Origin of the sequence: Brevibacillus sp. LEMMJ03 (assembly GCF_007197875.1) — a bacterium.
Taxonomy (GTDB): domain Bacteria; phylum Bacillota; class Bacilli; order Brevibacillales; family Brevibacillaceae; genus Brevibacillus; species Brevibacillus thermoruber.
Genome location: NZ_VKJN01000013.1, coordinates 1 through 13426, shown reverse-complemented (window position 1 = coordinate 13426; position 13426 = coordinate 1). Strand labels below are relative to the sequence as shown.

Annotated in this window: 14 protein-coding genes and 1 pseudogene; 8 read left to right on the top strand and 7 right to left on the bottom strand. The window is 52.0% G+C overall.

Annotation, left to right across the window (positions count from 1 at the left end; all coding sequences use genetic code 11):
• Positions 1-541: 541 nt before the first annotated feature.
• Entirely contained in the window at positions 542-997 is a 456-nt protein-coding gene (locus FOI68_RS16425) for a hypothetical protein (RefSeq protein WP_044898895.1), read from the top strand.
• Positions 987-1415 carry a hypothetical protein gene (locus tag FOI68_RS16420; protein ID WP_143863765.1) on the top strand — a complete coding sequence of 143 codons (429 nt, stop codon included), beginning with the start codon at positions 987-989 and terminating at the stop codon, positions 1413-1415. The genes FOI68_RS16425 and FOI68_RS16420 overlap by 11 nt, the downstream gene beginning before the upstream one ends.
• 98 nt (positions 1416-1513) lie before the next feature.
• Here FOI68_RS16420 and FOI68_RS16415 read toward each other — a convergent pair whose 3' ends face one another.
• From FOI68_RS16415 to FOI68_RS16395, 5 genes are all read right to left on the bottom strand, one after another.
• On the bottom strand, positions 1514-2728 hold the full coding sequence (locus FOI68_RS16415) for a glycosyltransferase family 2 protein (protein WP_143863764.1): 1215 nt from the start codon (positions 2726-2728) through the stop codon (positions 1514-1516).
• Positions 2729-2731: 3 nt separating this feature from the next.
• The gene (locus FOI68_RS16410; RefSeq protein WP_143863763.1) at positions 2732-3568 is read right to left on the bottom strand and encodes a GGDEF domain-containing protein; all 837 of its coding nucleotides are present in this window, start codon (positions 3566-3568) and stop codon (positions 2732-2734) included.
• A 342-nt stretch (positions 3569-3910) separates the two neighbouring features.
• A complete protein-coding gene (locus FOI68_RS16405) occupies positions 3911-4231 on the bottom strand; it encodes a hypothetical protein (protein WP_143863762.1) in 321 nt (106 codons plus the stop codon).
• A 102-nt stretch (positions 4232-4333) separates the two neighbouring features.
• Positions 4334-5791: an aldehyde dehydrogenase family protein gene (locus tag FOI68_RS16400; RefSeq protein ID WP_143863761.1), complete on the bottom strand. Its 1458-nt coding sequence runs from the start codon at positions 5789-5791 to the stop codon at positions 4334-4336.
• 146 nt (positions 5792-5937) lie between these two features.
• The gene (locus tag FOI68_RS16395; RefSeq protein ID WP_143863760.1) at positions 5938-6210 is read right to left on the bottom strand and encodes a DUF6366 family protein; all 273 of its coding nucleotides are present in this window, start codon (positions 6208-6210) and stop codon (positions 5938-5940) included.
• A 900-nt stretch (positions 6211-7110) separates the two neighbouring features.
• On the opposite strand from FOI68_RS16395, the gene FOI68_RS16390 reads away from it, so the two are divergent.
• From FOI68_RS16390 to FOI68_RS16370, 5 genes and pseudogenes are all read left to right on the top strand, one after another.
• The gene (locus FOI68_RS16390) at positions 7111-7551 is read left to right on the top strand and encodes an Rrf2 family transcriptional regulator (RefSeq protein ID WP_370512136.1); all 441 of its coding nucleotides are present in this window, start codon (positions 7111-7113) and stop codon (positions 7549-7551) included.
• Between the two features lie 95 nt (positions 7552-7646).
• Positions 7647-8522 carry an SDR family oxidoreductase gene (locus tag FOI68_RS16385; RefSeq protein WP_143863759.1) on the top strand — a complete coding sequence of 292 codons (876 nt, stop codon included), beginning with the start codon at positions 7647-7649 and terminating at the stop codon, positions 8520-8522.
• Between the two features lie 195 nt (positions 8523-8717).
• Entirely contained in the window at positions 8718-9143 is a 426-nt protein-coding gene (locus FOI68_RS16380) for a hypothetical protein (RefSeq protein WP_143863758.1), read from the top strand.
• A 283-nt stretch (positions 9144-9426) separates the two neighbouring features.
• Positions 9427-9838 (top strand): annotated as a pseudogene (locus FOI68_RS16375) (sigma factor-like helix-turn-helix DNA-binding protein).
• Positions 9822-10526, top strand: a complete 705-nt coding sequence (locus FOI68_RS16370) for a DUF3600 domain-containing protein (protein WP_143863757.1) — start codon at positions 9822-9824, stop codon at positions 10524-10526. Before FOI68_RS16375 ends, FOI68_RS16370 begins: the two are co-directional and overlap by 17 nt.
• Before the next feature lie 650 nt (positions 10527-11176).
• Here the strand turns inward: FOI68_RS16370 and FOI68_RS16365 are convergent.
• A complete protein-coding gene (locus FOI68_RS16365) occupies positions 11177-11431 on the bottom strand; it encodes a hypothetical protein (protein WP_143863756.1) in 255 nt (84 codons plus the stop codon).
• A 308-nt stretch (positions 11432-11739) separates the two neighbouring features.
• Positions 11740-11970: a WGxxGxxG family protein gene (locus tag FOI68_RS24185; protein ID WP_304488788.1), complete on the bottom strand. Its 231-nt coding sequence runs from the start codon at positions 11968-11970 to the stop codon at positions 11740-11742.
• A gap of 351 nt (positions 11971-12321) precedes the next feature.
• On the opposite strand from FOI68_RS24185, the gene FOI68_RS16355 reads away from it, so the two are divergent.
• Positions 12322-13353, top strand: a complete 1032-nt coding sequence (locus tag FOI68_RS16355; RefSeq protein WP_143863754.1) for a zinc-dependent alcohol dehydrogenase family protein — start codon at positions 12322-12324, stop codon at positions 13351-13353.
• Positions 13354-13426: the final 73 nt, after the last annotated feature.

The following is a 13426-nucleotide window of genomic DNA, read 5'->3' as shown; positions in this document are numbered from 1 at the left end:
CGGAACACTTTCGGGCGTTAAAAATGACTCATCAGCACAATCGCATCCTGCATCACCGGTTTGCGGAACGAGAACATTTTCACCGTATGCGGGCACATCACCATCGGAAGATGATGCATCGGCGTTAACCGTCACATGGCTCCCCCTGGGGGGCTTTATCTTTGTCTCAATCAGTTCCCTCCATTTGTAAAGCGCGAGGGCAAGGAGCCCATCGCGCTTTTTCAGACATTCCGGCTGCGTGTAGCGTGTAACGTCATTGACAACGACAGCATCGGCAAACCTTGCACGTGCACTTGCGACATCTGCAGCAGCCGCAGCGGCGTTTTCTCTTCATGGTGATCACCTCTATCCGCAATCTCTGATACAAGGTATTCAGCTTCTTCCGAAATCGTGTGGACAATCGTGCACAACGGGATGGGGCGTGTTTCCATGCGAGGAGAACGTCCAATTTGTTGGTCGATCCGTATCAGTCCAGTCGGGGGTGATTTTTTGGACATACAGTAATACAGGCCCCATGTTGCCAGCCGCAGGGAGGGAACATATGATAACGGTTCATTTGTTGTTCGTTTTGCTTACGACACTGTATTGCGTCTTCCATGCGTACCGACGTCGGAACAAGATTCGCTGCATGACCGGAATGATGATGGCGATGACGTTGGCCATGGTATCAAGTCTTTCCGTTGGGTTGCTGTTGGGGATTTGGCTTTATCCGGATCTGAACCTGCCGACTTTTATCGGCGCTGCCGTTGGAATCGCGGTAGGGTTTTTGACAGGCAAACCGGTTAGCCTGATGGCGGCCATGGACGGAATGCTCGCCGGATTGATGGGGGGCATGATGGGAGCGATGTTTGGCAACATGCTCACGGTCCCGGCACCGATGATCTGGTTTGTGGACATCATCTTTGGTCTCATGGTCCTGCTGTTCTTTTTTCTGATCCAGGAAGAAGAAGAGCATTTTGAACAGACGAAGAATGAGGATTCTTCCCATGAACAATAAGGGATTGGCATGGATGTTTGTATCGCTGCTGGTTGTCGTTTCACTGTCCGTGTTCTTCTTCCCGTGGAATCCAAACGGGTCCTCGCCCCATGACGGACAGCAATCGGACACACATGCACACCGTCACGGCGATCACAAGATGGAGGTGGCATTCGACACCCGGACGCTCGCGGACGGGGACGTCATCTTGACCGCTCACATTCCTGCAGCCGGAAGCAGCACGAACGTGCGGTTCGAACTCTGGAAAAAAGGAGATGCCACACCCCAACCGGTAGAGGTGACAAACCGCGGCAGCGGTCATTTTGAGGCGAGAACCACGCTGCAACCGGGTCATTGGGTGTGCGCGGTTCACGTGGAAGAACATTCCGCTTCCTCCCATGTTCATCAGGAATTCGAATTTGTCGTGCCCGGATCGTAGTTGTTCCGGGGAAAAACAAAAACGCCCTTCGTCGGTGACAGACAAAGGGCGAATGTACGAAGACATGATTTCCTTGTGACGACCGGCGAGGTCTGCCGCTAAAACCGGACGGTCTTGTCCCACACCGGTTCCACGTTCATGCGCCGACGCTTGTACTCCAGGACAGCGGCGCGCACCAGCAGGAACATCCACAACTGCGAATAGGTAAAGTACATGACAAAGGAGACGGCCAGATTGACGGGACTTGCCATGCCGTCCGCCACTTCCGCGCTCAACAGTTGGATCACGTAGATCAGCCACGTCTCGAACCACAGCAGGAGCAGGGGGACCGTGTACGACGTGTGGACAATCCCCAGCACGCCCAACAGGAACCACACATCGGAAATGAACAGAACCGCCGCAAACACGATGTAGATGGACAAAATGTGAGCCGCGTGCAAAACAACGTGCCGCTCGCGCCACGCCGGCTTTTCGAACATTTTTCCGATCAACTGCAGATTTCCCTGCATCCATCTCGTTCGCTGCCTCAGCCACACCGCGAATGTTTGGGGCTCCTGCTCCCATGAGCGCGACTGCGGCACAATCGGCAGCCTCCCTCCCAGGGCCGCGAGCGAGATCGACAGGTCGGCATCCTCGGCCAAGGCGGACGAATCCCAGCCGCCAGCGGCGACAAGCGCCTCGCGCTCCACCACCAGATTGGTTCCGGTCAGCGTCCCCAATCCGAACAAATGCCAGCGCCCACATTGCATCAGCAGTTGGAAGACGGCAAACTCCAGGGCGATCATTCGCGTCAGCCAGTTTTTCTCCGCGTTCAGGGTCTTCACGTAGCCGACGGCCCCTACCGCCCCCGGCGTCTGTACGGCCGCCTCGATCAGCAGGCGCAGGGCGTCCGGCTCCGGCTGGTTGTCGGCATCATACACGGCGATGTAGTTCTCCCGCGCCAGCGTCAGACCGTAGTTCAGCACCCGTCCCTTTCCCTTCGGCGTTCCCGGGGGGACTTTGACATGCCGGATGTGGGAAAACATCGACGCGTAATAGTCGGCGATGTCCCCGGTGGCGTCGGAGGAATTGTCGTTCAGCACATACACCGTCAGCGGACCGTCATACTTCAGTCTCGCCATGGCATCCAGCGTCTGGGCCAAGACCTTTTCCTCGTTGTAGGCCGCGATCAGGATGGCGACGCTGGGGTATTCGTCAAGCGAAGGGGACGGAGCCGTTTTCGATCGGAACGCAAGACCGGCGACACACAGCACCGAATAATAGAGAAGCAGCAGCCAAAACATGGCTGCAATGACGAGCAGGACAACCGACACGGGTCAGCCTCCTCTCCGCCGCACGGATACGGCGTCATCCGCACCGAATTCTTCCAGCAGGGCCTCCACCGCAGGCCAGCCCTGGAACACGGACAAGTCTTCGACGCGCACCCACGACATGACCACGTCCGCGCGAAGCCTTCGCTGCCGGAGCAGCAGCCAGTGAAACCGCCGCAGCGCGCGATGGGCCCCTTCCCGGTCGCAGCGCTGCAGCACGATCGCGATGGTCGTGGGCGAAATGCGTCCCACGATGTCAAACTGGTCGCGCACGGACGCCAGCGCCGTCTCTCCGACCACCTGCAGCACAGCTTCCGGCGCGTAGCGCCGGCCTCCAAACCCGACAACGTGCGAAGGAATGGACACAAAAATGATCACGCCCGGTTCGTTTCGCCGGCGCAGCGAGACCACGATCGCTTTCAAGCGGTCTTTGAATTCATTTGCACTCAGCACAGACACCGCCTCGTCCATTTTACGGAGAGCGGCAATCTGCCGCTGCGCTTCCTCGTATTGACGAGCCCACCTGCGCAGCTCGGCCGCCTGCGCCCATGACGCAGCCGCAAGCCCCAACACCACAAGCTGAAGAACGATGGACTGAAATTGCGTACCGACGTCCCAGCCGAATTTCCATCCCTGTGCCACGGCGGCAAAGGCGTGGAGCAGGATGACGGCGACCAGCAAGGTGAAGGAGCGGAGTGGGGACAAGAACAGGAAAAGCCCGTACAGCAGGGCAGCGGCGGCCAAAACAAGCCAAGCGACGCCCACAGGCACCAGCAAGGCAAGCCAAACCGCCAGCATGAGTTGAATCAGCGTTAATACGGCAACACTGACACTTCGTTTCATGATGTGATCTTCCCGATAAATTATGACTTCGAAACCAACCTGTTCGTATTATGGCACCACGTCAATTATATTGGCTATCAACAATTTATGCCACCGAGATTCCCGATATGTTTCCGGTCATGAACACCACAAAAATAGACAGGGGCGCTCATACAGGCATGTCCCGTAAGGCGTCCCCCTTTGTCAACTAAATGATTGCGCATAAAATAAAAGTATTCACACATTTACCAACAGAGTTATGCACAAAATGTGGATAAGTGATCGGGAACACGAGGATGCTGCGATGACGAAAAAGAAAAAGCCACCCGGTTCCCCGAGTGACTGCTGTCACGTCCGATTCCGCTATTCCTGAACAAAGGCCAACAACCGTTTTTCGGCCAATGCGGCATCCCCTCTGATTTCAAAAAGCAGCTTCAGATGGCTTGCATGCGAGATGGCCAGTCTTGCCGCGTGATACAGCTCGGGCTTCTTCTGTGAAACGAAAATCATCACTTCCGACACCGTAGAAACGACCACCTTGATTCGCAGCAGTTCGTTCAGAATGGAAATGAACTGTTTCACGGTCAATCTATCGGCTGAATTTTTCATCGCCAGGACTTCCTCGATCAAATCCTTGGCGCGTTCCTTCTGCAGCGTTTTGGGATTGGGTATGTGCAGTTCCATGATCTCACCTCTCTCCTGCACATACCCTTATCTCCCGGAGGATAAACCTGACGAGTGTCCGTTCACCTGCAGGCGGCTTTCCTCTTCACACCCGGAAGCGAACTAGAAGGGATAGGGCCGGTCCTGGATTTGGACGGAAACCCATTTGACCGTGGTGAATTCGTCAAGCGCCCACTCGCCTCCGTACCTGCCCAGCCCGGAAGATTTTTCGCCGCCGAAGGCAATAATGGGTTCATCGTTGACGCTTTGGTCATTGACGTGAATCATGCCTGTCTCAATACGTTTGGCCACTTCAACGGCGTGTTCAAGACGTCCCCCGTATACCGCGCCGCTTAACCCATAAGGGCTGTCGTTGGCAATGCGGATCGCATCTTCTTCGTCCTTCGCGGCGATCACGGACGCCACCGGCCCGAAGATTTCCTCCTGGGCGATCGTCATCTCGTTGGTAACGTCCCGAAGAACGAACGGGCTCATGACGTTTCCGTTGACGCTCCCTTCCAGCGCCACCTTTGCTCCCTCGCTCTTGCTCTTTTCGATCAGGGCGAGGATTCGGCTCACCTGTTTCGCGTTGATCAGCGGACCGATAATCGTCTCAGGATTTGACTGATCGCCACACGGGATCGCTTTCGCTTTTCGGACAAACGCCTCCAGGAACGGTTCGTATATCGTTTGATCAACAATCACTCGATTGATGGCCATGCAAATCTGTCCCGCATGCATAAACTTGCCAAATGCCGCCGCTCCCGCCGCCTTTTCCACATCGGCATCCGCCAGGACAATCATGGCGTTGTTGCCGCCAAGTTCAAGCGCGACCCGTTTTAAATTCCGTCCGCACAGCTCCCCAATATGTCTGCCCACCTGCGTAGAACCGGTAAATGAGATAATGCGCGGAATCGGATGTTCCACAAACGCATCCCCGATTTCACCGGTGTTGAAGACCACGACGTTTAACAGTCCCTTGGGAATGCCCGCATCTTCAAACAGTTTGCCGATATAGAGACCGCCGGCAATCATCGTTTGGGAATCCGGTTTGAGCACCACGCCGTTCCCTGTCGCCAAGGCAGGGGCGACGGAACGCATGGACAGGTAAAACGGAAAGTTGAACGGGCTGATCACCCCTACTACACCCGCCGGGTTTCGATAGATTCGATTCTCTTTTCCCGGAATCAGGGACGGCAGTATATGTCCTCTCATCCGTATGGGGAATGTGGTTGCCTCTTTGATGATGGCCATGGCAAAATCAATTTCCACATTGGCTTTCACCACGGAGCTTCCTGTTTCCGTCGTGATGATGTCAATCAATTCCTGACGCCGTTGGGAGAGCAGTTCCGCCGCTCTTTCCATGATGCGGGACCGCTCGTAAGGGTTTACCTGTGCCCACTCTTTTTGGACCCGTTTGGCTGACTCGTAGGCGTCGTTGATGTCGTCGAGATTTGCCAAGCGAATGTGTACCAGCGTTTCGTCATTGTAAGGGTTTTTGTCTTCGTAGGAATCTTTGCTTCTGCCTTCCCGCCATTCTCCTGCAATAAACTGTTTGTTCCAGACGCTGAAAGTTGCCATCCTCGATCCTCCTGTACCACTGGTAATGTTAGTATTTGGCAGGTGGGTACAGAAGTATTCCGGACGTTCGCAGCATCACGCAAAAATCTTGACTGACCCCGACATTGGTTTTTCACCTAAGCTGATCTGTCCTTCAACCCTCGTATCTAGTATTTGGATAACAGGAAAAGGATGATTCCAATGACGATAATCACCACTGTTGGCCAACAGCCCAGTTTGCTGAGAGAGTGTAAGTCTCCCATCTGCGTTCGATCAAAGGAGTCCTTGAGATTTGTGAACGGGTGTTTCCGGTATTCGTCTTTTTCCTGCTGATCGCGGTCTACCATTTTTATCTCCTCCGCACAGCGAATCGGGGTGGCCCCGGCACCCAGCTCCAGCCGTTCAGTTCCTTGTTCCGCTGCCAACACCCCCAACAGCATGGTCGCCTTCTATTTCCTTCTTGTGTCCCGATCCATACGCAAATAGGTAGTTGGCAGTGATGGTTCGTCCAAGCATCTTTCGCTGTCGTTCATAAAATAAACTAGCAAACCATGAGGAGGTGGAATCATGTCCAAAAAACGCCGCACTATCGTCATTACGTTACGGGAAGGTCAGCGCGTCTTAGTCCGCTGCCGTCGCCGTCGTAAACACTAACCGATCACGGCAACCAAAAAGCGAAATGCGTACCGGAAGTATTTCTATTCAGCTACCTGGTACGTTTTTCGCTTTTTTGGTGCTGTCCGGCAGAAGAAAAAATCGGCGTTCCGATCACACACATGATGTACATGCATGAGGAACACGTTTCACGACATGAACGTTTGCATTTCAGGAAAAGGAATGGTCATCAGAACGGATCATATACCGAAAGGAAAAACGAGCCCATAACAAAAAAGATGACAGCGGCCAGCAACCCGATCCCCATATGCATCAGGAAGGTCTGCCACCTCGTCCCGGGCTCGGCCTCTTTGTGTATTGCCACACATACATACCAACAGGGTTAGGGATAATTTACCAGATCATACTATAGGTTGCTAGTCCATGTTTCATGCAATCCGCGTTATCTGATCCCATCGCCTATTCGATGCTTCCGTCCACGCAGAAGCCCCTTTTAGATGAACATCCTCTCTTTGCGGCCTTGGAACCTTACCGCCTCGTCAAGCAATTGTACGTATACGGATAAGTCTCGATCCAGCACTTCAGGGGATGGTTGTCAACAATTTTGGGTCCTGGAACAGCAGCCTGTTGTAAGAAGGCCGACATTCATAACACTTGCGGGCAGACTCATGCAACGAGGAGCCCTTCTGGTACGGATCTTGACATAACGCTTAGAAGTAACTAAAATGGTTACAACGGTGGTGGTTCACTTGAAACAAATCAGCACACGATTTTCCATTGCTGTGCATACCCTGTCTCTGATTGCTGTCAGTCCGAATGATTGTACCGGGGACTTCATCGCGGGAAGCGTAAATACCAATCCCGTGGTCATCCGGAGAATCATGGGTATGTTAAAGAAGGCAGGGTTGGTCGACGTACGTCCGGGGGTAGGAGGTGCTTCACTGCTCAAGGATCCCAGCCAGATTACACTCCTCGATATCTATCGGGCTGTGAACGTGACAGAGGAGAACCAACTCTTTCGCATACACGAAAACCCCAATATTCGCTGCCCGGTTGGGCGGAATATCGAGCAAGTTCTCCAAGCTGAATTGAGAGACGCTCAATCCGCCATGGAACAACGGCTGGCCCAAACGACGTTGGCCGACCTGATTGGCAGGTTCACATAAATGAAAGCTCCTTGTCGAGCTTTTGTTTATACGCTTGTTGTAACTTTTTATGTTATAACAAGATATATTACAACAAACACATGGAGGTATCGGCAATGAAATTGTTGGTTACTGGCGCCACAGGGAAACTGGGGACGAAAGTGGTCGAGACGCTGTTGAAATCGGTACCGGCGAGTCAAATCGCCGTAAGTGTCCGCAATCCGGAGAAAGCGGAAGGCCTTCGCGCCCGGGGAGTCGATGTCCGTCATGGAGACTTTGACCGTCCGGAGACCTTGGATGCGGCCTTTTCAGGGATTGACCGGCTGTTGATCATTTCGACGGACGGGGACAATGAAACGAGAATTCGTCAACATACGAATGCGGTAGAAGCAGCCGCACGCGCGAACGTCAAGTTCATTGCGTATACCAGCTTGGCAAATGCACGGGAAAGCCGATTGTTCCTTGCTCCCGTACACCGTGCCACGGAAGAAGCCATCCTGAAAACCGGAATCCCTTACTCCTTTTTGCGAAACAACTGGTACTTGGAGAATGAGACTGCTTCCATTCAAGCTGTGTTGGCGGGAGCGCCTTGGGTAACGTCTGCCGGAACCGGCAAGGTGGGATGGGCCCTGCAACAGGACTATGCAGAAGCGGCGGCCGCGGTGCTGGCGGGGAACGGCCACGAGAATACCATCTACGAGCTTTCCGGCAAGCCGATGACACAAGAAGAACTGGCCGCGATTCTCGGCACGGTAATAGGCAAGGAAGTCCCTGTGCAGCAGGTCGATGACGCCACGTATGCCGACATCATGAAAGGGGCGGGCGTGCCAGACTTCCTCATTCCTCTTCTCGTAGCCATCCAGGGCGGCATTCGGGAAGGGCATTTGGACATCGAGAGCAACGATTTTGAAAAGCTGCTCGGCCGGCCAACAACGCCAATCGACAAGGCCCTGCGTCAAATCGTGGATGACATCTCCCAAACCAAAAACTGATCTTTCATGGAAAGCCGATCTTTCGAATGGAAAGGTCGGTTTTTTCATGAAGTCTGCGAGCGGGTTCGTTCACTCAATAACAGCAGCGGCAGCCCCAAAGCGGAAGAATCTCGCTTCTGTCGGGCATTGTGAATTCGCGCTTCCTTTTGATACAATATGGAAAATTGTACAAATTTTTAGGAGAGAAGAGGCAACATGAAAAAGAAGGCATTGGTTCTACCAGCAATGGTTGGCTTGGGAATCGTTGGCTATCTGGCATCTCCCCTATCGGGGCCACACGAACTCACAAGCAACCCTTTAGAACCCCAACAACGTGTGACGGAATCCGTACAATCTGTATCTCCCCACAAGGAGTTCACCATTTTCTTTGACAAAGGGATGAATGACAGTCTGCTCCACAAAAACAGCATCTACGTATTGGACGATAGAAATCACACCATCCCGGTCACCATACAAAAACAGGACCCATACACAATAACGGTTCTCCCTCCCAAAAATGGATATGAATTCGGGCACACCTATCACTTGTATATCCATAGGGATTTGGACTTGAAAAACGTCAACAACACGAATTTGCCAAACGAATATCACGTTCCTTTTTACGTCAATGAGCAAATGTAGATGAGCCAAGCCGGATTACAATGGGTAGTCCGGCTTTTTCTGTTCCTCCAGCGAACCCCGACGTATCGCTTTTGACCCCCTCTGGTATGGTCATGCAAGCAACATAGCGGCATGCAAGAGCCGGTAACCGAAATGCTTCACCAGCCACTTTCCCACCGAAGACGGGGATGTTCTTGTTTGCATCCGCCGCAGATTGAACCTTGATATCGATAATTGCTGGCGACTGAACCTTTTTTCAAGTGAGAGCCAATATAGGATGAAACAACAGGCAGGAGGGCCCTCAATGACAGATCTGGAGTTTCATGCATGGGTGCGGCGGCTGATGGACGGAGATCAGGCCGCTTTTGAAGCAGTGTATGAGCATACGGTTGATGATGTTTTTCGCACGGTCACCTTTTTAATGGGCAATACACACGACGTTCACGATCTTGTAAACGAGGTGTACATCGAAATGTGGAAGTCTTTGCCCAGCTATGATCCCAACCGTTCGTTCCAACAAGCTGTCGTACAAACTGCGTGTTGTGATCATCCTCCGCTACTACCACGACTACTCGCTGGAGGAGATAGCGACCTTGCTCAACATTCCTGTCGGGACGGTCAAGTCAAGACATCACCTCGCACTCAAGGAATTGCGCAAACGCTATATGACTTTCGCTGACGGAAAGGTGGAGGCACCACATGTCTATGGAAGATAAACTTCGCCTGGAACTTCACAGGCAGTCCCACTCGATGAAGGTTCCTGTTGAACTGAAGGAGCGTGTACGTCAGTCTTTCGAATTGTATCTACGACAAAAGGAGGCAGGAAGGAAGCGTACAAACTGGCTCCCCGCCGCGGTCATCGCCGCCGTGCTTTTGCTGCCGACAGGCGTATTGGCGCATAACTACGCGGACAGCATTTTCGGCTCGTTTGAGAAGATGAAGAAAAAAGTCAGCGTCATGACCATGAACATGTATCAGGCCATCGGCTTGAAGCTTTCCGGTGCGCACCAGGAGCTCGGCGATGCGGAATACGCGACGTTTGAAGCATTGCTGAAAAAGTATACCGCCGTGACGTATGATTATGTCGACCCGTATGGTCACATCAACTTTGACCAGATGCCGGCTGACATACGCGCCGAAGCCAAACAGCTCATGGCGGAGGTAACGCCGTACTTTGACAGGCTCAACCATCAGAAATCCAGCCGGGACGTCTTAACCCCGGAGGAATTTGACCAGTACATCGAAGCGCAAATGACCTTAAACACCGTGAAAGCGATAGCCGGGATCAAGGACCGCCCGGATTTGAAACCCGAAGATTTTCCGGAGGATTTGCGAGAACGATACGTGGAAGCAAACAAGATTGTAGCCGAAGTGTACAAGAAAATCGAGGAGCAAAACCCATAGGAATGAGACCGTCGAATCGTTCGACGGTCTCATCACGTACCGGAACGTGGATGCAGGACTAGGTCGTGTGTGGTTCCCCCGCTGACGCCTTCAGCAAGGCTTCTATGTCCTGACGGGGGATTGGCTTACTGAACAGATACCCTTGTCCTTCGCTGCAGCCTTCTTCATGCAGGAAAGCCAACTGCTCTTCCCTTTCTACTTGATAAAAAATCCATGCGTCCTCGTTTACATGGAGGAGGTTTCCTTTTTGTCGTTTCGTAAAATCCTCTCCATCATCTCGCATTTGTCTCCGGCCCAATGATGGTCATTCCCTCCGATTTGCTAGGGTACAAAGGGAAAGGCGGTGTCAGCGGCTACATGCGCCGCCATGGCTACCGCCGGGAAGCGTTAAATAGCACTTAACGTCACAAATCACGAAAACACCTGAAATCCCTGGTTTTAATGGATCGGACAAATTTGGTTTGCAATAAAAAACAAGCAGGATTTTGAATGCAATGCTCAACAAGCAACAACACTGTTCGACAAGGGATCCCATATGCCTGAGAAGGGGTTAGTTTCCCTCTGCACAACCGGGGCTGTCAAATCCTTTAGCGAAGTGAGGGCGGTTTTGCTGAAATGAAACCCCCTCCGCATAAGAGACGGGTTCCCCTCTATGGTTCAACTTTCCAGCCTAACCGCACCAAATCTAAAGGTACATACACCTCGTCACCGTTGATTTGCCGATGAAGAATTGGCCGTTTGAATAATTCTTCCAATGATTTTTCATCCCTTCCCCTTCTCCTGCTACTGGCTTCAAATAAGCTCTGTAAAAACTCCTGGTGCTTCACCGCATTCAACCTCACTTTATGTTTTATAACCGAACATATTTTTTGCCTGACAGCACCGGATTTATCCATTGTAAGCAAGAAAAATCCCCCAGAGCGAGAATGGGGGTTTTCATCCTTTAGAAATTATTTTCAGTCTTCTATAAACTTAACCATCAACGATGACTCCGCCACCGAGTATGCATCGCAGTAGGGGGGAGCATAACACCACCTCGTATCGCAACGCCACAACAAAAAACAAGGCCTCCCATCCAATCGGGAAGGAGGCCGTAGTATTCCCCAACGCTGTAGCGCCTACGCGCGTATGCCGGCTGGAACGGAAATATGCCTGTCTGTACCAGCCATGCAAAAAATTTACTCGCCTCCGCGTAAGAGACGTGCTATTTATTTTATCTTCCAGGATTACGATTCCTGTTTCGACCCGCTAGCCCTGCAAGACCAGCTAGTCCTAACAAACCTAGCCATCCCCAGTCAGTACGGTTGTCTGTAGCAGTAGTTCTGAACATGTTGTTGCCTTGGTTTACATTATTTACGCCTGTGTTCCCGGAACCACCAGTTTCTGCGTTAGCGTTTAACCCAATTGATAAAGTTAACACCATTGTCAAAATAATTACGTTCATCTTCCTTTGCATAAGAACCTCCCAGACCATATATTTACTTGCTATTGGACATTATTTCCATCAGAAAAATCTTTATGCAGATCATCTTCTATTCAAATTACATTAAGAAATCCCCCACCGAGGCGAGGGGATGTATTGGTACCAATAACATCAAATGCTTATGAAAGTAATGAGCAAGAAGTGAAATACATTGGAAAAAATGATTTTGAGGCCTTTAGTCCAATGAGTACATTGGGTGAGAATTGGTGAGAATAAAAGAAAGAGGATGGGGGCTTCTCCTTCTAACTGTGGGATAACAAATCGCCATCAAGCTAAGAAAGAATGTTCGTATAAACTTAGGAGGTATTGTTTATGAAAGCGCTTATATTCCGTGGGCCAGGAAAGTACGAGTGGGTAGAGAAGGACAAGCCGACGATTCAGAAACCGACGGATGCAATCGTAAGAATCACCAAAACGACGATTTGCGGCACGGATTTGCATATCTTAGGTGGTGATGTACCGGCGGTAACCGACGGCCGAACCCTGGGACACGAAGGTGTCGGAATCGTAGAAGAAGTAGGACCGGGTGTCAACAACTTCAAGCCCGGAGACAGAGTGCTGATTTCTTGTGTGACGTCCTGTGGAAGATGCGATTATTGCAAAAAAGCGATGTACGCCCACTGTGAAGACGGTGGCTGGATTTTGGGGCACCTGATCGACGGTACCCAGGCGGAATACGTTCGTATCCCTTATGCCGATACGAGTATGTATCACATTCCTCCGGGAAGCGATGAGGAAGCACTTGTCATGTTGAGCGACATTTTGCCGACGGCTATGGAAATTGGGGTGATCAACAGCGGCGTTCAGCCTGGGGATGTGGTCGCTATTGTCGGGGCCGGGCCGGTCGGGATGTCGGCACTCATGACAGCGCAACTTTATTCGCCGGCGGAGATCATCATGGTCGACCTTGACGATAATCGCTTGGAGCAGTCAAAAAAGTTCGGAGCCACCAAGACAGTTAACAGCTCCAAGGGAAATGCGGTTGAGCAAGTGATGGAAGTAACGGATGGAAAGGGTGTCGACGTAGCGATTGAGGCAGTCGGGTTCCCCGTGACCTTCGACATCTGTCAGCAAATCCTGAAGCCCGGCGGACGGCTGGCCAACGTCGGTGTACACGGCAAACCGGTCGATCTACACTTGGAACGATTGTGGCTGCGCAATGTCAGGATCACGACCGGGCTGGTTAGCACGAGCACGACTCCGATGCTGCTAAAGACAGTGCAGTCTGGAAAGATCAAACCAGAACACCTGATCACCCACCGTTTTCCGCTGGACCAGATTATGCAGGCGTACGAGGTGTTTAAAAGTGCGGGTCTGTCAATGATTTTGTGTAAACTCCAATAGCCGTTAGGCTCAGCGGAGATATGGTTGAACTCGCTCCGGAAACTGAACGGACAGTTGTAACAGAATTTGGCCC